Genomic DNA, 19,867 nt, shown 5'->3' with positions numbered 1-19,867 from the left:
CCCGGCATGTTCTTCGACGAAGTGCTTGAATCTCACGAATTCCGGTCATCCGACACCGTGAGCGCTTTTCTAAGTATTTGTTTTTGCATGTGTTTCCCCTGTTAATCGGAAAAATATCCGATAATGCAACCTTATTGGATACTATACTAAGGTCACAGCCGCGGCGGATAGTGTAGATAATAGTAGAGAAAAGCGCTGATGCTGCCGGCATTCCGCGATGTCGCCCTGACGCAAATCGCTTCATCGCATGGTTCATCTCCTCCATACTGGCTGCGCCTGTTGCGGGTATCATGCCTGAGGATCCGACTGGCAACTTGGAGCACCAGCAACCGGCGCTCTCAGCATATATGCTCTTTGCCCGGGTTTGCCGCCGCACATCCTTGTGTCGTGCTGAGCAGGGAAGCCGGTTCTGTTGCGGCAAATGGGGACCTGGCTTGCCGGAAGGCGATTAAGCCCGATGGGCCTTCGCTGTGTGGTCTGGTCAGACAGGCCGATGCCGCACGGCCGGTCTCTGTGGCCCCGGCGCGTGCGGATCAGGCTATTCTCTGTACTATACAGACGGATGCCACTCTTTCGTCCGATTGATAGGTGTAGCCTATCGAATTTGCGCCGTTGATCGATTTGTCATTGCTGCGCTTGCATCCTAAACCGGTCCGGAATTCTGCAAGGAGCTGACCATGGCCATTATCAACAGCAAGATCCTCCCCTTCAAAGCACAGGCTTTCCGGCAGGGAAAATTCATCGAGGTGACCGAATCGGATGCTGTCGGCCAATGGTCGGTGTTTTTCTTCTACCCGGCCGATTTCACCTTCGTCTGCCCGACCGAGCTGGGGGATGTCGCCGATCACTATGCTGAACTGCAAAGCCGTGGTGTCGAAGTGTTCTCGGTCTCGACCGATACGCATTTCACCCATAAGGCCTGGCATGACAGCTCGGACACCATCGGTAAGATCCGCTACACGATGATCGGCGATCCGACCCATCAGCTGAGCCGCAATTTCGGCGTGCTGCGCGAAGCCGAAGGCCTCGCAGACCGCGCCACCTTCATCGTTGATCCTGATGGCGTGATCCAGGCTTTTGAAATCACCGCAGAAGGCATTGGCCGCGATGCCGGGGACCTGCTGCGCAAAATCAAGGCCGCGCAATATGTCCGCGCGCATCCGGGTGAGGTCTGCCCGGCCAAATGGCAGGAAGGTGATGACACCCTTGCCCCATCGCTGGATCTCGTTGGCAAGATCTGAGGCGCGCGCCGCTGATCCTGCCTCCCCCGGGGGTGTCCCCTCGCCCCCGGGACCTTCTGCTGACCCTGCCTGAAAGATTGATGCCATGCTCGACGCCGCTCTGAAAACCCAGCTGAAGGGCTATCTGGAACGCCTTATGCGCCCGGTCGAGATCACCACTTTCGCGGGGGATGACGCAAAATCGCGGGATATGCTGGCGCTGATCGCCGATATTCGCGGCCTGTCGGACAAGATCACTGTCACTGCTGGCAAGGATGCGGCGCGGGTGCCGTCATTCGCATTGTCGTCGCCCGGCCAGGACATCAGCCTGACCTTTGCGGGCCTGCCGATGGGGCATGAATTCACCTCGCTGGTGCTGGCGCTTTTGCAGACCGGTGGCTATCCGGCAAAGGTCGAACAGGCGATCCAGGATCAGATCCGGGCGCTGAAGGGCCAGTTCCGCTTTGAGACCTATTTCTCGCTTTCGTGTCAGAACTGCCCCGATGTGGTGCAGGCGCTGAATCTGATGGCGGTGCTGAACCCGGGAATCGAGCATGTCGCCATCGACGGCGCGCTCTTTCAGGGCGAGGTTGACGCACGGCAGGTGATGTCGGTGCCCACGATCTTTCTTAATGGAAAGTTGTTCGGCGCGGGCCGGATGGATGCCGAACAGATCCTCGCAAAGATTGATACCGGTGCGGTGAGCCGCGCGGCAGAGAGCATCTCGGCCCAGGCGCCTTATGAGGTGCTGGTTGTCGGCGGCGGCCCGGCAGGTGCGGCGGCGGCGATCTATGCCGCGCGCAAGGGGATCCGCACGGGAGTTGTGGCAGAACGGTTTGGCGGCCAGGTGCTCGACACGATGTCGATCGAGAACCTGATTTCGGTCCCCCATACCGAAGGACCGCAGCTGGCGCGCGCCCTGGAAACCCATGTCCGTGAATATGAGGTCGATATTTTCAACACCCAGGTGGCGACCGGGCTGGAAGAGGTCGCGGGGGGCTTTCGTGTTACCCTGGCCTCGGGCGCTGCACTGAACGCGACTTCGGTGATCCTGTCGACGGGGGCGCGCTGGCGCAAAATGGGCGTGCCGGGCGAAGAGCACTATCTGGCCAGGGGCGTCACCTTCTGCCCGCATTGTGATGGGCCTTTGTTCAAGGGCAAGCGGGTCGCGGTGATTGGCGGCGGCAATTCCGGCGCCGAGGCGGCGATTGATCTCGCGGGTCTTGTGACCCATGTGACGCTGATCGAATTCGACAAAGCCCTGCGCGCCGATGATGTGTTGCAGCGCAAGCTGCGCAGCCTGAAAAACGTCACCATCCTGACCGAGACCCGCACCACCGAGGTCAAAGGCGATGGCGCCCGGGTCACGGGTCTTGCCTGTGAAGACCGCCGGAGCGGCGAGACCCGTGAGATCGCGCTGGAAGGGATCTTTGTGCAGATCGGGCTGATGCCCAATACCGACTGGTTGAAATCCACGCTGACGCTCAGCCCGCGCGGCGAGATTGTGGTCGATGCCCATGGCGCGACCTCGTTGCCCGGGGTCTTTGCTGCCGGCGACTGCACCACCGCGCCCTATAAGCAGATCGTTATCGCCATGGGCGAGGGCGCAAGGGCAGGGCTCGCGGCCTTTGACCACCTGATCCGTCTGCCGGTTGCCGAAAAGGCGGCCTGAACGGAGCGAATGGGATGAAGCTGCGCGATCTGGAATACCTGGTGGCCCTTGCGGATCACCGCAATTTCCATCGCGCGGCCGAGATCTGCCATGTCAGCCAGCCGACCCTTTCGGGCCAGATCCGCAAGCTCGAGGAAATGCTGGGATTTGATCTTTTTGAACGCGCGCCGCGCAATCTGCTGATCACCGATGCGGGGCGCGAAGTTCTCACCCATGCCCGCCGGGTCCTGGCAGAAATCGGCCATATCCGCGATATTTCGGCCAGCCGCGCCAAAGGCGGGGCACAGCGGCTGCGGCTTGGCGTCTTTCCGACGCTTGGCCCCTATTTCCTGCCCTGTCTGGTTCCGGCTTTCGTCGCCCGTTTTCCCAGGACAGAGCTGATCTTGCAGGAGGCCAAAAGCAGCCAGCTGATCCGGCAGCTGGTGGACGGCCAGCTTGACGCCGCTTTGCTGGCGCTGCCGGTGAGCGAGCCCGGCCTCACCGGCCTGTCCCTGTTTTCAGAACCCTTCCGCCTTGCGGTGCCGGCGGCTCACCCTCTGGCCGGGCGCAAACGGATCTCGGCGGCGGAGATGTCGGGGCAGCGGCTCATGTTGCTGGAGAGTGGCCATTGTCTGCGTGATCAGGCGCTTGATCTGTGCCGCATCTCGGGCGCGGAAGAGGTCGACGATTTTCGCGGCACCAGCCTCGAGACACTGCGCCAGATGGTGATTGCCGGCATGGGGATGACGCTTTTGCCCAGGCTTGCCTGCACCGGTAGCGGCGGCCTGAGCTGTATCGCCATTGCCGATCCCGGATTTGTGCGGCGGATCGGATTGTTCTGGCGCAAAAGCAACAGCCGCATCGAGGTGATGAATTCGCTTGGCGACCTGATCGCCGATACGGCGCGGGGGCAGGGATTGCGTCTCGACGATACGGCCTGAGCGCGATTGCCGCTCAGATGCCCGTGCTGCACTATGGTCGCGTGGTGGAACAGGGGGCCGGACAAATTCCGGAGAGAATTCCATGTCGATCAGGATCATCACCTATGACGCAACCCGGCACCTGGTGGCCTGGCAGGGCGTGGTCGAGGCGCTCCGCCAGGGACATCTGCGCGCCCCCGCGGATGTGCAGGATCTGATGCTTGGTGGCGATGGCAAAGCGCTTTTGAACCGCGCGGCGCGGATCCGGGGCCTGGGCTTTGCGGTCAAGGCCGAGACGGTGTTCGAGGCAAACGCTGCCACTGGTCTGCCGACGGTCCAGGGCATGGTTTTGCTCTATGATGACAGCACCGGCGGCATTCGCGCGGTCATCGAAAGCCGGCTGGTCACCCGCTTCAAGACGGTCGCGGATTCACTTCTGGGGGCGCAGATGCTGGCGCGCGAGGACAGTCGGCATCTGGTGATCCTCGGCGCGGGTGAGGTCGCGGAAAGCCTCGCGCAGGGCTATGCCGCGACTTTTCCCGGGCTGACGCGGATCTCGATCTGGGCGCGACGGCATGATCAGGCGCAGGCCCTGGCAGCGCGGCTGCGCGACAGCCCTGTGCCCCCGCGCGCGGTCAGCGACCTGGCCGCGGCCCTGAGCGAGGCCGATATCGTCGCCAGCGCCACCCTGGCCCGCGCGCCCATCCTGCCGGGTCACCTGGTCCGGCCCGGCACCCATATCGACCTGATCGGCGCTTTCACCCCGGAAATGCGCGAGGCCGATGATGCGCTGATCGCGAAATCCCGCATCTATGTCGATAATTTCACCACCACCATTGACCGGATCGGCGAGCTGACAGACCCGATCCGCAATGGCGTGATCGCGCGCGCGGATGTGCTGGGCGATCTGTATTCCATGGTGCCCGCCGGACCATGCCATCGCGGCTCGGATGCCGAGATCACGCTGTTCAAGAATGGCGGCGGCGCGCATCTCGACCTGATGGTCGCGGATCACATCGCCCGGATCACGGGGTAAGGCAGCATCCTGCACGACCAGCCCGGACGGCAGGTTTCTGGTGCTTCGCCGATTTCAGCACGCGGATGTGACGGTCGCCGCCGGTTATCTTCCGCCTTCCGGGCAGATCTGCGCTGACCCGATACATCCTGCGCGATTGCAAGGCGGTTCAGATCGGCCAAGATGCCAGCGGCCACCGCGAGCTCACGTTGTATCTTCGACAAAATCCACCTTGCGCGGGTGATGGCCGAGGTTGGCCCGAACGCCCATCCGCCGCCTGCTGCCGGAACAGGTGCCGATGTCACACTTCGCCCTGGCCTGATCCTGCGGGAAAACGCCGTAAGCCTGGTGATCCCGCTTGCCAATAACCGGAGCGCGCTCTCAGCGGGCAAGCCGCCGCGCAGCTTATGCGCTGGCAGGGACGGGGGCCGCTTCACAGATATGAAGCTGTGTCCGCCACCCGGTGCATTTTTCATTCAGCGCGTCAGGCAGGGCCCGGTCGGTGAACAGCGTGTCGATTTCTGCCAGACAGGCGATCCGGGCCGGCGCGGATCGGCCCAGCTTGCTGTGATCCGTAACCAGAAACGCCTGCCGGGCCTGACGCAGGATTGCCCGGCTGACCCGCACCTCGGCCAGATCATAATCCAGCAGGTCGCCGTCCAGATCCAGCGCCGATGTGCCGATAACGGCGTAATCCACCTTGAACTGTTCGATGAACTGGGTGGCAAGCTCTCCCACCAGGCCGCCATCCGAACGGCGCAGCGCGCCCCCCGCCACCATGATCTCGCAGCCCGGATTATCTGCAAGAATATTGGCAACATTCATGTTGTTGGTGATGACCGTGATATTCGAATGGTGGATCAGCGCCCGCGCCACGGCTTCGGTTGTCGTGCCAAGATTCAGGATCATGCTGGAATTGTCGGGGATCGCGGCGGCACAGGCGGTGGCGATCGCGGCCTTGGCCTCGAAATGCAGACGGCGGCGCGCCTCATAGCCCAGATTGACCATGCCCATACGGGGCACCGCCCCGCCATGGACACGGTCAAGCAGCCCCGCCTCGGCCAGATCCGTCAGATCGCGACGGATGGTCTGCAGGGTCACGTCAAAACGATGCGCCAGATCCTCAACCACAACCCGGCCCTCGGCCCGGGCAAGCTCTACGATCTGGTTTTGCCGGATGCTCAGCGCCAAGGAGTCCCGCTTTCTGCAAGGGTTCGTTTCATGCGCGGTTTTGCCCGCCGTTTTGCCGTTGTGATGCGGAAGAATACGGAAGGCAAGCCCGCGCGCAAGTCTGCGAGACAGTGAAAAACCGAAAAATTCGAAGGAATAATTACGCTGCAATGCGGCAATTAATGTTCCTTAATGATAAAATCGCGCAAAAACGAAAATGCAGGCTTGACCGGTGAAATCTGGCTGCTACTCGTTGATGGGTACGAAATGCGAGCTGAGGGAGGGAGCATGTCGACAACGACCGCAGACATGACCGACCTCTTCGTCATTGGCGGCGGCGTGAATGGCTGCGGCATTGCCCGCGATGCGGCGGGGCGCGGGCTGTCGGTCACGCTGGCCGAACAGGGCGATCTGGCGCAGGGCACCTCATCGGCCTCGACCAAGATGTTCCATGGCGGGCTGCGCTACCTGGAATATTTCGAATTCCATCTGGTGCGCGAAGCCTTGCAGGAACGTGAAACCCTGTTGGTGGCCATGCCCCATATCAGCTGGCCAATGCGGTTCGTGCTGCCCTACAGCCCCGGGATGCGGTTCGAGAGCGACACGCCGACCTCGCGGCTTTTGGGGTTTGTGATGCCCTGGATGAAGGGCCGCCGCCCTGCCTGGCTGATCCGGCTGGGGCTGTTCCTTTACGACACGCTGGGCGGGCGCAAGATCCTGCCGGGCACGCGAAGGCTGGATCTGAAGACGGATCCGGCGGGGCGCTGGCTGCAGCCGGGCTTTGGCCGTGCCTGGGAATATTCGGACTGCTGGGTGCAGGATTCGCGCCTTGTGGTGTTGAATGCCCGCGATGCCGGGGCGCGGGGCGCGCGCATCCTGACGCGCACCAAAGTCATATCGGCGCGCCGGACAGCCGCCCATTGGGAGATCACCACCGAAGGCCCGCGCGGGCGCGAGACCCATCTGGCGCGGGCTCTGGTCAATGCCGGTGGCCCCTGGGTGGGCGAGGTGATCCGCGATGTGGCCCATATCACTTCGACCGAGGGCGTGCGGCTGGTGCGCGGCAGCCATATCGTGACGCGCAGGCTTTATGACCATGACCGCGCCTATTTCTTCCAGGGCACCGACGGGCGGATCATCTTCGCCATTCCCTATGAGGATGACTTCACCCTGATCGGCACCACCGACAAGGATCATCAGGGCAGCCCCGCAGATGTGCGCTGCACCGATGAGGAACGCGATTACCTTTGCGCCTTTGCCAGCCGCTATTTCGCAAAGCCGGTCACGCCGGATGATGTGGTCTGGAGCTATTCCGGGGTGCGCCCGCTTTACAATGACGGCGCGAAATCGGCGACGGCGGCGACAAGGGAATATGTGCTGAGCCTGGATACGGGGGCCGATCACAGGGCGCCGCCGCTTCTGAATGTATTCGGCGGCAAGATCACCACCTATCGCCGGCTGGCGGAAAATGCGCTGGCAAAGCTCGCGCCGTTTTTCCCGCAGGCCGGGGCAGACTGGACGGCGCGGGTGGCGCTCCCCGGTGGCGATTTCCCGCATGACGGGGTGGCGGATCAGGTGGCGCGGCTGAAAGCGGGCTTTCCGTTCCTGACCCACGCCCATGCCGCCCGCCTGATCCGCACCTATGGCACCGAGGCGGCCGAGATGCTGGCGGGCGCGAGTCGGCACGAGGATCTGGGACCGGATTTCGGCGCGACGCTGAGCGGGGCCGAGGTCAACTGGCTGATCACGCGCGAATATGCCCGCGAGGCGGCGGATATCCTTTGGCGGCGCACCCGGCTTGGGCTGCATATGACCAAAGACCAGATCACGGCGCTGGAGGCCTTTATGGCCAAAGCGGCACAGCACCGGCTGCCTGAGAATGAAGGAACGGCACGCCCGGGCATTGGAAGATGCGAAGGCTGCGCCTGAGGGGAGGATGGATGACGCTGGAACTGCAAAACGTGTCGCGGCAGGTGGACGGGCGGGTGCATATCCACCCCACCAGTCTGACATTGCAGAAGGGCACGATGAATGTGCTGCTCGGGCCGACGCTTTCGGGCAAGACCAGCCTGATGCGGCTTATGGCCGGGCTGGACCGGCCCGATGGTGGCCGGATCCTCTGGCAGGGCCAGGATGTGACCGGCCAGCGTGTCCAGGATCGCGGCGTCGCCATGGTCTATCAGCAATTCATCAATTATCCCGGTCTGACGGTCTATGAGAATATCGCTTCACCTTTGCGCATCCTTGGCCGCCCAGAGGCCGAGATCGACGCACGGGTGCAGGAAACCGCCGCCATGCTGCGACTGACGCCGATGCTGTCGCGCAAACCGCTGGAGCTGTCGGGCGGCCAGCAGCAGCGCTGCGCGCTGGCGCGGGCTCTGGTCAAGGATGCGGGCCTCGTGTTGCTCGACGAGCCGCTGGCCAATCTTGATTACAAACTGCGTGAGGAACTCCGCGTCGAGATCCCGCGTATCTTCGAGGCTTCGGGCGCGATTTTCGTCTATGCGACGACCGAACCCGAAGAGGCACTTTTGCTGGGCGGCAATACCGCAACCCTCTGGGAGGGACGGGTCACGCAATTTGGTCCGACGCCCGAGGTCTACCGCCAGCCGGTCGATGCCACCACCGCCCGCGTCTTCAGCGATCCGCCGATGAATTTCCTGGCCGTGGTGAAGGAAGGTCAGCGGCTGAAATTCGGCAGCACCGCCAGCGCCCCCGCAGAGGGTAGTTTCGCCGCGCTGCCGGACGGGCGCTACAGGGCAGGGTTCCGGGCCAATCACCTGTTCCTGAACCGGCCTTCCGCAAGCGCCGTGTCCTTTCGGGCAAAGCTCTCGGTCACCGAGATCACCGGGTCGGAAACCTTCCTCCATCTCGGCCATGAAGGCGAACGCTGGGTCGGTCTGGTCGAGGGGGTGCATGCCCTGACACCGGGGGCCGAGGTCGAGGTCTGGCTCGACCCGGCGCATGTCTATCTCTTTGATGCGCAAGGGCGGCTGGCCGCACCGGCGCCCTATGCGAGGGCCGCCTGACCATGGCACAGATCACGCTGAAAAACCTCGCCCACAGTTACCTGCCTAATCCCACCAGCGAGAAGGATTACGCGCTGAAGGAGATGGACCATGTCTGGCAGGACGGGGGCGCCTATGCGTTGCTGGGGTCCTCGGGCTGCGGCAAGACCACGCTTCTGAACATCATCTCGGGCCTGTTGCGCCCCAGCCATGGCCGGGTGCTGTTCGGAGACCTCGACGTCACCGACGCCGCCACGGCGGAGCGCAATATCGCTCAGGTGTTCCAGTTCCCGGTTGTCTATGACACGATGTCGGTGCGCGACAATCTCGCTTTTCCCCTGCGCAATCGCGGCATGGATCCGGCCTATATCAAGGCCCGCGTCGACCATATCGCGCAGATGATCGGGATGGAGGCGATGCTGTCCAGAAAGGCCCAGGGCCTGACGGCAGATGCGAAACAGAAGATCAGCCTTGGCCGCGGCATGGTGCGCGAAGATGTCAACGCGATCCTGTTTGACGAGCCGCTGACGGTCATTGACCCGCATATGAAATGGGAGCTGCGCACCCAGCTGAAACAGCTGCACCGCGAATTTGGCCATACGATGATCTATGTCACCCATGACCAGACCGAGGCGCTGACCTTCGCCGATAAGGTGGTGATCATGTATGACGGGCGCGTGGTGCAGATGGGCACGCCGGAAGAGCTGTTCGAGACCCCGGCCCATAGCTTTGTCGGCTATTTCATCGGCTCACCGGGGATGAACTTCCTCGAGGCGCAGGTCGAAGGCGATCGCGCCACGCTCAGCGATGGCACGGTGATCGCACTTGGCGCTGATTACGCAGCGGTAGCAGGCCAGATCGGTATCCGGCCGGAATATGTAAGCCTCGGTGATGAGGGTCTCGCGCTGACCATCCGCCGGATCGAGGATGTCGGCCGGCACCGGCTGATCCGGGGCGAGGTTCTGGGCAAGCCGCTGAATGTGGTGCTGCCCGAAGGTGTCGCGGTTCCCGCAAGCCCCCGCGTCAGCTTTGCGCCGCAAAGGATCAACGTCTATGCGAATGACTGGCGGGTTGCGCCGCGCTCGCCTGCAGAGAGGGCCGCGTGATGGAAAAGACGCAAAACAACCGCGCCTGGTTTCTGGTGATCCCGGTTCTGATCCTTGTCGCCTTTTCGGCGGTGATCCCGCTGATGACCGTGGTGAATTACGCCTTCAACGACACCTTCGGCAGCAATGATTTCTTCTGGGCGGGCCTCGAATGGTTCGATGAGATGATCCATTCCGAGCGCCTGCATGGTGCGCTTGGCCGCCAGGTGATGTTCTCGGCGATCATCCTCGCGATCGAGGTGCCGCTGGGGATTTTCGTCGCGCTGAACATGCCGAAAAAGGGCTTCTGGGCGTCCTTCTGCTTGGTGCTGATGGCGCTGCCTTTGCTGATCCCGTTCAATGTGGTCGGCACCATCTGGCAGATCTTTGGCCGCGTTGACATCGGCCTGCTGGGCCGCGGGCTGGCGGCCCTGGGCATCAATTACAATTACACCAATAACCCGATCGACGCCTGGGCCACCGTGATCGTGATGGATGTCTGGCACTGGACCTCGCTGGTCGCCCTTTTGTGCTATGCGGGCCTGCAATCCATCCCCGAGGCCTATTACCAGGCCGCCCGTATTGACCAGGCCAGCCGCTGGTCGGTCTTTCGCTATATCGAGCTGCCCAAAATGAAAGGCGTGCTGCTGATCGCGATACTGCTGCGCTTCATGGACAGTTTCATGATCTATACCGAGCCTTTCGTCGTGACCGGCGGCGGGCCGGGCAATTCGACCACCTTCCTGTCGATTGATCTGGTGAAAATGGCGGTGGGGCAGTTCGATCTTGGCCCGGCTGCGGCCTTCAGCCTGATGTATTTCCTCGTGATCCTGCTGGTTTCATGGGTGTTCTACACCGTGATGACCAATATGGATAAGGAGGCGAAGTGATGCGTGTGAGATCTTCCGCCATCGTGATGACGCTTTACCTCCTGTTCCTGCTGGTGCCGATCTACTGGCTCGTGAATATGAGCTTTAAGACCAATACCGAGATCACCGGCGCTTTTACCCTGTTCCCGCATGAATTCACGCTGCGGAACTACACGGTGATCCTGACCGACCCCTCCTGGTATATGGGCTACGTCAATTCGATCATCTATGTGGTGATGAATACGGTGATTTCGATCACGGTGGCGTTGCCGGCGGCCTATGCTTTCTCGCGCTATAATTTCATGGGCGACAAGCATCTGTTCTTTTGGCTGCTGACCAACCGCATGGCGCCGCCCGCCGTTTTCGCGCTGCCCTTCTTCCAGCTTTATTCAAGCGTGGGCCTTTTCGACACCCATATCGCGGTTGCCCTGGCGCATTGCCTGTTCAACGTCCCGCTGGCGGTCTGGATCCTTGAGGGCTTCATGCGCGGCGTCCCGAAAGAGATCGACGAGACCGCCTATATTGACGGCTATTCCTTCCCGCGCTTCTTCGTGAAGATCTTCATGCCGCTGATAGCCTCCGGCATCGGGGTCGCCGCGTTTTTCTGCTTCATGTTCTCCTGGGTCGAGCTTTTGCTCTCGCGCACCCTGACCGCCGTTAACGCAAAGCCCATCGCCGCGATCATGACGCGCACCGTCTCGGCCTCGGGGATGGATTGGGGCGTGCTGGCGGCGGCGGGTGTGCTGACCATCGTGCCGGGCGCCCTGGTGATTTATTTCGTCCGCAACTATATCGCCAAGGGCTTCGCCCTGGGGAGGGTGTGATGACCACTGCCGAAACGGGCACCGCTACCCGCCCCAACTGGACCCTGATCACCCTGACCGCCGCCGTGATCCTTGGATGTGCATTGGCCTTCCTGATCTGGGCCACGCCGTCGGGAAGTGACGGCAAGGCCTGGACCGACCCGATGATCCCGCGCGGCTGGATGGCCTGGAGTTTCCCTGTCGCCTTCTTCTTCTGGTGCATCGCGACAGTGCTGGTCACCTTTACCATTCTTGCCATCCGGTTTCCCGAAACGCCGCGCAAGGGCATTTTGCGCATCGAGACCACACGCGGCGACCGTCTTTTCATTACCTTGCTCGGCTCGGCTTTCATCTGCCTCGGCTGGCTGTTTTTCGCAGGGCCCCCGGTCTGGGGGGCGCTCATCCTCTGTCTTTTTTACGGCGCAGCGGTCTTTCGCTGGGTCTGACCATTCCCGCCCCGGGATCACCCGGGCGGGTTCTTTCAACAAAGTTTCTCAGGGAGGAGAACATGAGGTTGAAGCATACCACCACCGCCATGGCGCTTGCGCTGATGGTCTTTGGCGCGCCCGCCTGGGCTGATATGGAGGCGGCGAAAAAGTTCCTCGACGCGGAAATCGGCGATCTCTCCTCGCTGACCCGCGCCGACCAGGAGGCCGAGATGCAATGGTTCATCGACGCCGCAAAACCCCATGCCGGGATGGAGATCAAGGTCGTCTCGGAAACCATCACCACCCATGAATACGAGAGCAAAGTGCTGGCGCCGGCCTTTACCGCGATCACCGGGATCAAGGTCACGCATGACCTGATCGGCGAGGGCGATGTGGTTGAAAAACTGCAGACCCAGATGCAGACCGGCGAGAATATCTATGACGGCTATGTCAACGATTCCGACCTGATCGGCACCCATTGGCGCTATCAGCAGGCGCGCAGCCTGACCGAATGGATGGCGAATGAGGGCAAGGATTACACCAATCCGGGCCTTGATCTGAATGACTTCATCGGGCTGAAATTCACCACCGCGCCGGATGGCGAGCTTTACCAGCTGCCCGACCAGCAATTCGCGAACCTCTACTGGTTCCGCTATGACTGGTTCAACGACGAGAAAACCAAAGCCGATTTCAAAGAGAAATATGGCTATGATCTGGGTGTGCCGCTGAACTGGTCGGCCTATGAGGATATCGCCGAATTCTTCACCGGGCGCGACATGTCCTATATGGGCGGGCCGGCCTCGGGCGTTTACGGCAATATGGATTACGGCAAGAAAGACCCGAGCCTTGGCTGGCGTTACACCGACGCCTGGTTCTCGATGGCCGGGGGCGGCGACAAGGGCGATCCGAATGGTCTGCCGGTCGACGAATGGGGCATCCGGGTCGATGAAAACTCGCGCCCTGTCGGATCCTGCGTGGCGCGCGGTGGCGCGACCAATGACGCGGCTGCGGTCTATGCTGTCACCAAGGCGATCGAATGGCTGAACAAATTCACGCCACCCGAAGCCCAGGGCATGACCTTTGGCGAGGCAGGTCCGGTTCCCGCGCAGGGCAATATTGCCCAGCAGATGTTCTGGTACACCACCTTTACCGCCGATATGCTGAAGCCCGGCACCGCCGTGATGAATGACGACGGCACGCCGAAATGGCGCATGGCCCCCAGCCCGCGCGGGGCTTACTGGACCGAGGGCACCAAGCTTGGCTATCAGGATGTCGGCTCCTGGACCCTGATGAAATCGACCCCGGTCGACCGCGCCCAGGCCGCCTGGCTCTATGCGCAGTTCGTGACCTCGAAAACCGTCGATGTGAAGAAAAGCCATGTCGGCCTGACCTTCATCCGCGAAAGCACCATCCAGGACAAGAGCTTCACCGAGCGTTCTCCGGCGCTTGGCGGTCTGGTCGAGTTCTACCGCTCGCCCGCCCGCGTGCAATGGACGCCCACCGGCACCAACGTGCCGGATTATCCGCGCCTGGCACAGCTCTGGTGGCAACATATCGGCGATGCGATGTCGGGGGCGAAAACCCCGCAAGAGGCCCTCGACGCGCTTTGCGCCGAGCAGGAAAGCGTGATGGCGCGTCTCGAGCGTTCGGGGGTCCAGGGCGATATCGGTCCGAAACTGAACGAGGAATCCGATCCGGCGGAATGGCTTGCGAAAGAAGGCTCGCCGGTGGCAAAACTCGACAATGAAGATCCGACGCCGGAAACCATCAGCTATGACGAGCTGATCAAGTCCTGGCAGTAAGCTGACCGGGATCGGGCGGGCCGAAGGGCTCGCCCGATTTGTCTAAGCAATGAAGAGGCCCGCGCGATGACCCATATTCTTGCCATTGATCAGGGCACGACTTCATCTAGGGCCATTCTTTTCGACCAGAACCTGAAGCCCGTCGCCCAGGCGCAGGAAGAATTTCCCCAGCATTATCCGCAGCCTGGCTGGGTGGAACATGATCCGGCCGATCTTTGGGCAACCATCGCCGCCGCGATGCGCGCGGTGGTCGAGCGCGCTGGCATTCAGGCCAGCGACATCGCCGCCATCGGCATCACCAATCAGCGCGAGACGACCCTTTTATGGGACCGTGCCACCGGCCAGCCGCTGCATAATGCCATTGTCTGGCAGGACCGCCGCACGGCGCCGATCTGTGACGCGCTGCGCGAGGCAGGGCACGAGGCGATGATCACTGCGAAAACCGGTCTGCTGCTGGATCCCTATTTCTCGGGGACCAAGCTGAAATATCTGCTCGACACGATACCGGGCGCCCGGGCGCGGGCGGAAAAGGGCGAGCTGGCCTTTGGCACCGTCGACAGCTGGCTGATCTGGAACCTCACAGGCGGGAAGGTTCATGCGACGGATGCCACCAATGCCGCCCGCACCATGTTGTTCAATATCGTGGAAAACCGCTGGGATGCAGAGATCCTGGCACTGCTTGATATTCCGGCCGCGCTTCTGCCCGAGGTAAAGGATTGCGCCGCTGATTTCGGTATGACCCGCTCAGATCTCCTGGGTCGCGAGATCCCGATCCTCGGTGTGGCAGGGGATCAGCAGGCCGCGACGGTCGGGCAGGCCTGTTTCCAGCCTGGCATGATGAAATCGACCTATGGCACCGGCTGTTTCGCGCTTTTGAACACGGGGGCGCAGATGGTCCCGTCAAAGAACCGGCTGCTGACGACAATCGCCTACCGGCTGAAGGGCGAGACCACCTATGCGCTGGAGGGCTCGATCTTCATCGCGGGGGCGGTGGTGCAATGGCTGCGCGACGGGTTGCAGATCATCCGCGCGGCTTCTGAGACCCAGGCCCTTTCTGAGGCCGCCGACCCGGCACAGGAGGTCATCCTGGTACCCGCTTTCACCGGGCTTGGCGCGCCTTACTGGCGGCCCGATTGCCGGGGCGCGATTTACGGGCTGACCCGCAATTCCGGCCCCGCCGAATTCGCCCGCGCGGCACTGCAAAGCGTCGGCTATCAGACGCGCGACCTTTTGGAGGCGATGCGTGCCGACTGGGGCACCGATGCGGAGGGCGTGTTGCGCGTCGATGGCGGCATGTCTGCAAGCGAGGGCGCGATGCAGTTTCTGTCGGATATCCTCGGCGCCCCTGTCGACCGCCCCGAAGTGACCGAGACCACGGCGCTCGGCGCGGCCTATCTTGCCGGTTTCCAGGCCGGTCTCTTGCCTGGGCCGGAAGATTTCGCGAAAAGCTGGGCGCTGGAAAAGCGGTTCACCCCCCGAATGGAGCCCGGCTTGCGCGATCAGAAATATGCCGCCTGGAAAAAAGCCGTGGCTGCCACAATGGCCGCAGCATGACCGGAAGTTTCGGCGTCGCTTTGCCTGGCCGGATTCTGTTTGGCCGCGGCGAGGCGGCACAGGCACCTGCGCTGATCCGTGCCTTTGGCCGCCGCGTGCTGCTGGTACATGGCCGGGATCCCGCACGTGCCGCCTGGCTGAGTGCCGCATTGCAGGATTGCGCCTTGCACGGCATCTCTTGCGGCAGCGAGCCGACGCTCCCGATGCTCGAAGCGGCGCTGCGCGATGTTGCGGGGTTTGCCCCCGATGTGGTGGTGGGTCTCGGGGGCGGTGCGGTGATCGACATGGCCAAGGCGCTGGCGGCCCTGATCCCGGCGCCCGGCGGCGTGATGGACCATCTTGAGGTCGTCGGCCGCGCCTTGCCGCTCAGCGTGCCCCCGCTGCCTTGTGTCGCTTTGCCTTCAACGTCAGGCACCGGGGCGGAGGCTACGAAAAACGCGGTGATCGGCCTGCCCGAACATGGCCGCAAGGTCTCGCTGCGCGATGACCGGATGCTGCCGCGCCTTGCGCTGGTTGATCCTGCGCTGACCGATCATTGCCCGCGCCATGTGACGCTGGCCTCGGGGCTGGATGCGCTGGCCCAGGTGATCGAGCCTTATGTCTCGAACCGGGCCACGCCCTTCACCGATGCGCTGACCCTGCCCGCGATCCCAAGGGGGCTTGCGGCTTTGCAAAGCCTGATGCGCGGCGAAAACAAAGATGCGCGCGATGAAATGGCCTGGGTCAGCCTGACTGGCGGCATCGCGCTGGCCAATGGCGGGCTTGGTGCGGTGCATGGGCTGGCAGGTGTGATCGGCGGTGTGACACCGGCGGCACATGGCGCGATCTGTGGCGTCTTGCTTGGCCCGGTGCTTGCGGCAAACCGGGCGCGCGCGAGCGGTGAGACCGCCGCGCGGCTTGCCACCGTCTGCGAAATCCTCGGCAAGGGGCTGGGGGTCTCCGGCGACGAGGCGCCGCGCGCGCTGGCCATCTGGGCGCATGAGGCCGGGCTTGCCGGCCTGCGGGACCAGGGCCTTGCGCCGGCGCGTTTTGCCGATGTGGCCAGGGCGTCGATGCAAAGCTCGTCCTTCAGGGGAAATCCGGTCGCGCTGACCGCCGCGGATCTTGAAGGGGTCCTGACAGAGGCCGGGTGAGGACCCGGGATCAGCCCTTACCGATCTGTTTCGTGAAGAGACGCCATTCGCCCGCTGCGACATCCCAGTCATCCCGGACAACGGGACGGCTGGCGATCTGGCGGTAACCCCTGGCCGTATAGAGGCGCAGCGCGTCCAGATGCGTGTCGGCGGCGATCAGGCTGATGCTGTCATGACCGGCCTCCGCCGCAATGATCTCGGCCTGTGCCAGCAAAGCGCTGCCAAGACCTTTGCCGCGAAATTCGGGATAGGAGGCGAGCACATTCAGGTACCAGGAGCCGGGTGCCAGTGCCTCAAGTTCCAGCAGCGGTACAAAGATCGGCGGCATGTCGGGCGCGATCGGGCCGGGGTCGGTCTCGGCTGCATAGCCCAGAAGGCAGGCCGCGACCGCACCGTCAGCCTCGGCCAGCCAGGCGTTGGAATAAGAGAAATTCCCGGTCGGGCGTGCGGCACGTTCCTGCCCGAGCGCCCAGGGGTCGCCATCCGGCCCCACGGATTTGCGCCAGAAATGCAATGGCAGATCATCGGCTGCCATATTGATGAAACGCACCAGATGCGCGGCGTCCTCTGCCCTTGCTTTGCGGATTTCCATGGCTCTGTCCCGTTCCTGCCTTTGCGCGGCTCTGTCCTGCAGTCTTTGACGATCTGCCGCGCGGTTACCAGCCCCATCGGATGTTTCGCGCCGGATCCGCCGGTCAGGCCCTCGCGGCTTGCGTGACGGGCGGCGGCGGCCTACCAAGATTGCCGAGATCTGCAACATCATTCCGAGGACAGACATGAGCATCACGGTATTCCGCTTTCCCGCACCCGGCCCCGAGCCCATCACCACCGATCTGGAGGGCTGGGTCAAAGTCGAGGGCAATCCGACCATGCGCTACTGGATCCAGCATACCTCGCTGGACGGCAATGTGATCTCGGGAACCTGGGAGGCAACGACCGGAACCTGGCATGCAAGCTACCAGTTCTATGAATTCGTTCACCTGATCGAGGGCCGCATCACCATCACCCCCGATGGCGGCACCCCTGTCACGGTGGGGCCGGGTGATGCTTTCGCGGTAGAGGCGACGTTCAAAGGCACCTGGACCGTCGAAGAGCCGGTGCGCAAACATTTCGCCATCCGGCTGAAGTAAGGCGCCCCTGCCGGAGCGGCCAGTCGCGCCTCTCCGGCAAAATACGACCCGGCGACTGGACTTCGCGGGTGATTGCTCTATCTCTGCCCCTGCCTTTTTCCGGGACGGGGACAGAATGCAGAAGATCACCCTGCCAGAGCGGCCAGACTGGCGCGACAAAGCCGCAGAGCTCGGCTTTACCTTTGCCGATATGCATGGCGAGCCCTATTGGGATGAGACCTCGGCCTATGCTTTCACGCTCGGCCAGATCGAAGAGGATCTGGAAGACCCGGCGACCGCGCTTCATGCCATGTGCCGCGAGGCCGCGGGCCAGATCATCGCCAGTGAAGAGCTGATGGAGCGCCTCGCGATCCCGCGCGCGCATTGGGATCTGGTCGCTGACAGCTGGCGCCGAAATGAGCCGGAAATCTATGGCCGGTTCGATCTGGTCTATGATGGCACCGGCCCGGCGAAACTTCTGGAATATAACGCGGATACGCCGACTTCGCTCTATGAGAGTGCGTCATTCCAATGGACCTGGCTGGAGGATCAGCTTGCGGCCGGGGTGCTGCGCGAGGGCGATGACCAGTTCAACGGCATCCATGAGGCGCTGGTTGACCGCTTTCGCGAGCTGTTCCCCGAAGGCACGGATCTGCATTTCACCGCCATCGGCGGCAATCCCGAAGATTACGCCACGGTTGAAACCATGGGCTGGGCCGCCCGCGAGGCGGGGCTTGGCGCGCATTACAGCGATCTGGACAAGATCGGCCTCTCGTCTGACGGTCAGTTCCTCGATGCCGAGGACCGGGTGATCGGGACGCTGTTCAAGCTTTACCCCTGGGAAGATCTGCTGCGCGACGATTATGCGGCGCATATTGCCGGCTCGGGCGCGATGCTGCTGGAACCGGCCTGGAAGGCTGTCCTGTCGAATAAGGGCCTGCTGCCAGTCCTGTGGCAGATGTTCGAAGGCCATCCGAACCTGCTGCCCGCGTTTTTCGAGGCGGATATTTCACAGAACCTGCCCGGGACCGTATCCGGATCTGCGCGCGGCACCCTGCCGCCCGCTGTCAGCGCCAGCCTCAATCGCGCCGGGCCACAGCTTGCCCGGGGCTATGTGAAGAAGCCGCTGTTCTCGCGCGAAGGCGCCTCGGTCGATATTTACGAGCAGGGACGCGCGACCGAGACCGCATCGGCGCGCGGTTATGACCAGCATCCGCGTATCATCCAGGCCCTGCAGCCGCTGCCGGTTTTTGATGGCTTTCGCCCGGTGATCGGCGCCTGGATGGTCGGGCAGACCGCTGCGGGCATCGGGATCCGCGAGGATCGCTCGCGCATCACCCAGGATCTGTCGCGGTTTAAACCGCATTTCATTCGCGACTGAATTGACCCCGAAAGGCCAAAGCCATGCAAAAATCCGCTCCGGTCACAGCTCCGGTCATCCAGACGACCAGAAAACGCTCGCGCCATGTCGCGCTGGCGATCCTCGGAGCGGCGAGCTTCGCGCTTGCGGCCTGTACCGAGGATGAGGTCGATGCCCAGGCTTTCCCGGATCTGAAAAGCTGTAAAGAGGCGGCGTCGCTGGGTGGCATGTTCTCGGGCGCCGATTGCGACGCCGCTTTCGCCGAGGCCGAGGTGCTGCATGTCGAGACCGCGCCGCGCTATGACAGTCTGCAAACCTGTGAGGCAGAGCATGGCGCGGGCGCCTGCGGCAATGAACAACAGGTGCAGTCAGGCGGGTCGGGGTCAATCTTCATGCCGCTGATGATGGGCTATCTGATCGGCAATATGCTGGGGGGGCAGCGCGGCGTCGCGGCGGCGCAGCCGCTTTACAAGACTGCGGATGGCAAATTCGCCAATGCGGCGGGAACCTCGGCCTATTCCTCGAATTCCGGCAAGGCCAAGCTGCCGGCGAGCCAGTTCACCCGCCCGCCCACCACGGTCGGCAAACCGCCGATGACCAAAGCCACCGCGCAGTCTCGTGGCGGGTTCGGCGCCAGCAGCGGCAGTTCCGCCGGCGGCTGAGGCACCGGCGCCTTTCTCCGGTATGCCGGTGGATGCCTTTCCCGGACGGAAGGAGCTGGCTCTCTATTGCGAGCGGGT

18 protein-coding genes are annotated in these 19,867 nt (G+C 62.7%); 16 read left to right on the top strand and 2 right to left on the bottom strand.

The window, feature by feature from the left end:
- Positions 1 to 677 precede the first annotated feature (677 nt).
- The 4 genes from ahpC to JC607_RS23550 all read left to right on the top strand — a co-directional run bounded on the left by ahpC (position 678) and on the right by JC607_RS23550 (position 4,827).
- Positions 678 to 1,241 (top strand): alkyl hydroperoxide reductase subunit C, encoded by a 564-nt coding sequence (gene ahpC / locus JC607_RS23565; RefSeq protein WP_198839177.1) that lies wholly within the window; start codon positions 678 to 680, stop codon positions 1,239 to 1,241.
- 85 nt (positions 1,242 to 1,326) lie between these two features.
- Complete coding sequence (ahpF, locus tag JC607_RS23560; protein ID WP_198839176.1) at positions 1,327 to 2,892, top strand: alkyl hydroperoxide reductase subunit F; 1,566 nt, start codon at positions 1,327 to 1,329, stop codon at positions 2,890 to 2,892.
- A 14-nt stretch (positions 2,893 to 2,906) separates the two neighbouring features.
- Positions 2,907 to 3,812, top strand: a complete 906-nt coding sequence (locus tag JC607_RS23555; RefSeq protein WP_198839175.1) for a LysR substrate-binding domain-containing protein — start codon at positions 2,907 to 2,909, stop codon at positions 3,810 to 3,812.
- Positions 3,813 to 3,894: 82 nt separating this feature from the next.
- The gene (locus JC607_RS23550) at positions 3,895 to 4,827 is read left to right on the top strand and encodes an ornithine cyclodeaminase family protein (RefSeq protein ID WP_198839174.1); all 933 of its coding nucleotides are present in this window, start codon (positions 3,895 to 3,897) and stop codon (positions 4,825 to 4,827) included.
- A 384-nt stretch (positions 4,828 to 5,211) separates the two neighbouring features.
- Here the strand turns inward: JC607_RS23550 and JC607_RS23545 are convergent, their stop codons facing one another.
- Positions 5,212 to 5,997 (bottom strand): DeoR/GlpR family DNA-binding transcription regulator, encoded by a 786-nt coding sequence (locus JC607_RS23545; protein ID WP_198839173.1) that lies wholly within the window; start codon positions 5,995 to 5,997, stop codon positions 5,212 to 5,214.
- Between the two features lie 267 nt (positions 5,998 to 6,264).
- On the opposite strand from JC607_RS23545, the gene glpD reads away from it, so the two are divergent.
- The 9 genes from glpD to JC607_RS23500 all read left to right on the top strand — a co-directional run bounded on the left by glpD (position 6,265) and on the right by JC607_RS23500 (position 16,658).
- On the top strand, positions 6,265 to 7,905 hold the full coding sequence (gene glpD / locus JC607_RS23540; protein WP_198839172.1) for a glycerol-3-phosphate dehydrogenase: 1,641 nt from the start codon (positions 6,265 to 6,267) through the stop codon (positions 7,903 to 7,905).
- A gap of 11 nt (positions 7,906 to 7,916) precedes the next feature.
- Positions 7,917 to 9,005 (top strand): ABC transporter ATP-binding protein, encoded by a 1,089-nt coding sequence (locus JC607_RS23535; protein ID WP_198839171.1) that lies wholly within the window; start codon positions 7,917 to 7,919, stop codon positions 9,003 to 9,005.
- Positions 9,006 to 9,007: 2 nt separating this feature from the next.
- Complete coding sequence (locus tag JC607_RS23530) at positions 9,008 to 10,090, top strand: ABC transporter ATP-binding protein (RefSeq protein WP_198839170.1); 1,083 nt, start codon at positions 9,008 to 9,010, stop codon at positions 10,088 to 10,090.
- Complete coding sequence (locus tag JC607_RS23525; RefSeq protein WP_198839169.1) at positions 10,090 to 10,959, top strand: carbohydrate ABC transporter permease; 870 nt, start codon at positions 10,090 to 10,092, stop codon at positions 10,957 to 10,959. Before JC607_RS23530 ends, JC607_RS23525 begins: the two co-directional genes overlap by 1 nt.
- A complete protein-coding gene (locus tag JC607_RS23520; RefSeq protein ID WP_198839168.1) occupies positions 10,959 to 11,762 on the top strand; it encodes a carbohydrate ABC transporter permease in 804 nt (267 codons plus the stop codon). Before JC607_RS23525 ends, JC607_RS23520 begins: the two co-directional genes overlap by 1 nt.
- Positions 11,762 to 12,187: a DUF2160 domain-containing protein gene (locus JC607_RS23515; RefSeq protein ID WP_198839167.1), complete on the top strand. Its 426-nt coding sequence runs from the start codon at positions 11,762 to 11,764 to the stop codon at positions 12,185 to 12,187. Before JC607_RS23520 ends, JC607_RS23515 begins: the two co-directional genes overlap by 1 nt.
- Positions 12,188 to 12,249: 62 nt before the next feature.
- Entirely contained in the window at positions 12,250 to 13,971 is a 1,722-nt protein-coding gene (locus JC607_RS23510) for an ABC transporter substrate-binding protein (RefSeq protein ID WP_198839166.1), read from the top strand.
- Positions 13,972 to 14,037: 66 nt separating this feature from the next.
- Positions 14,038 to 15,525 carry a glycerol kinase GlpK gene (gene glpK, locus JC607_RS23505; RefSeq protein WP_198839165.1) on the top strand — a complete coding sequence of 496 codons (1,488 nt, stop codon included), beginning with the start codon at positions 14,038 to 14,040 and terminating at the stop codon, positions 15,523 to 15,525.
- On the top strand, positions 15,522 to 16,658 hold the full coding sequence (locus tag JC607_RS23500; protein ID WP_198839164.1) for an iron-containing alcohol dehydrogenase: 1,137 nt from the start codon (positions 15,522 to 15,524) through the stop codon (positions 16,656 to 16,658). The genes glpK and JC607_RS23500 overlap by 4 nt, the downstream gene beginning before the upstream one ends.
- A 10-nt stretch (positions 16,659 to 16,668) precedes the next feature.
- Here the strand turns inward: JC607_RS23500 and JC607_RS23495 are convergent, their stop codons facing one another.
- Positions 16,669 to 17,250, bottom strand: coding sequence for a GNAT family N-acetyltransferase (locus JC607_RS23495; protein ID WP_198839163.1), 582 nt, complete (start codon positions 17,248 to 17,250; stop codon positions 16,669 to 16,671).
- A 184-nt stretch (positions 17,251 to 17,434) separates the two neighbouring features.
- On the opposite strand from JC607_RS23495, the gene JC607_RS23490 reads away from it, so the two are divergent.
- From JC607_RS23490 to JC607_RS23480, 3 genes are all read left to right on the top strand, one after another.
- Positions 17,435 to 17,788, top strand: a complete 354-nt coding sequence (locus tag JC607_RS23490) for a cupin domain-containing protein (RefSeq protein WP_198839162.1) — start codon at positions 17,435 to 17,437, stop codon at positions 17,786 to 17,788.
- A gap of 115 nt (positions 17,789 to 17,903) precedes the next feature.
- On the top strand, positions 17,904 to 19,148 hold the full coding sequence (locus tag JC607_RS23485) for a glutathionylspermidine synthase family protein (RefSeq protein WP_198839161.1): 1,245 nt from the start codon (positions 17,904 to 17,906) through the stop codon (positions 19,146 to 19,148).
- Positions 19,149 to 19,171: 23 nt separating this feature from the next.
- Positions 19,172 to 19,789, top strand: a complete 618-nt coding sequence (locus JC607_RS23480) for a DUF1190 domain-containing protein (protein WP_198839160.1) — start codon at positions 19,172 to 19,174, stop codon at positions 19,787 to 19,789.
- Positions 19,790 to 19,867 lie beyond the last annotated feature (78 nt).

It is taken from the genome of Paracoccus sp. IB05 (assembly GCF_016405985.1).
In the GTDB taxonomy this organism is placed as follows: domain Bacteria; phylum Pseudomonadota; class Alphaproteobacteria; order Rhodobacterales; family Rhodobacteraceae; genus Pseudogemmobacter.
Note: the sequence above shows the minus strand (reverse complement) of the source record. Positions and strands in the feature narration are given on the sequence as shown.

Excerpts from the sequence above, each read along its gene's own strand:
- JC607_RS23530 (WP_198839170.1), top strand. The coding sequence starts at position 9,008 with ATGGCACAGATCACGCTGAAAAACCTCGCCCACAGTTACCTGCCTAAT.
- ahpF (WP_198839176.1), top strand. The coding sequence starts at position 1,327 with ATGCTCGACGCCGCTCTGAAAACCCAGCTGAAGGGCTATCTGGAACGC.
- JC607_RS23515 (WP_198839167.1), top strand. The coding sequence starts at position 11,762 with ATGACCACTGCCGAAACGGGCACCGCTACCCGCCCCAACTGGACCCTG.
- JC607_RS23485 (WP_198839161.1), top strand. The coding sequence starts at position 17,904 with ATGCAGAAGATCACCCTGCCAGAGCGGCCAGACTGGCGCGACAAAGCC.
- JC607_RS23480 (WP_198839160.1), top strand. The coding sequence starts at position 19,172 with ATGCAAAAATCCGCTCCGGTCACAGCTCCGGTCATCCAGACGACCAGA.
- JC607_RS23525 (WP_198839169.1), top strand. The coding sequence starts at position 10,090 with ATGGAAAAGACGCAAAACAACCGCGCCTGGTTTCTGGTGATCCCGGTT.
- JC607_RS23555 (WP_198839175.1), top strand. The coding sequence starts at position 2,907 with ATGAAGCTGCGCGATCTGGAATACCTGGTGGCCCTTGCGGATCACCGC.
- JC607_RS23550 (WP_198839174.1), top strand. The coding sequence starts at position 3,895 with ATGTCGATCAGGATCATCACCTATGACGCAACCCGGCACCTGGTGGCC.
- JC607_RS23500 (WP_198839164.1), top strand. The coding sequence starts at position 15,522 with ATGACCGGAAGTTTCGGCGTCGCTTTGCCTGGCCGGATTCTGTTTGGC.
- JC607_RS23495 (WP_198839163.1), bottom strand. The coding sequence starts at position 17,250 with ATGGAAATCCGCAAAGCAAGGGCAGAGGACGCCGCGCATCTGGTGCGT.
- JC607_RS23510 (WP_198839166.1), top strand. The coding sequence starts at position 12,250 with ATGAGGTTGAAGCATACCACCACCGCCATGGCGCTTGCGCTGATGGTC.
- glpD (WP_198839172.1), top strand. The coding sequence starts at position 6,265 with ATGTCGACAACGACCGCAGACATGACCGACCTCTTCGTCATTGGCGGC.
- glpK (WP_198839165.1), top strand. The coding sequence starts at position 14,038 with ATGACCCATATTCTTGCCATTGATCAGGGCACGACTTCATCTAGGGCC.
- JC607_RS23535 (WP_198839171.1), top strand. The coding sequence starts at position 7,917 with ATGACGCTGGAACTGCAAAACGTGTCGCGGCAGGTGGACGGGCGGGTG.
- JC607_RS23520 (WP_198839168.1), top strand. The coding sequence starts at position 10,959 with ATGCGTGTGAGATCTTCCGCCATCGTGATGACGCTTTACCTCCTGTTC.
- ahpC (WP_198839177.1), top strand. The coding sequence starts at position 678 with ATGGCCATTATCAACAGCAAGATCCTCCCCTTCAAAGCACAGGCTTTC.
- JC607_RS23490 (WP_198839162.1), top strand. The coding sequence starts at position 17,435 with ATGAGCATCACGGTATTCCGCTTTCCCGCACCCGGCCCCGAGCCCATC.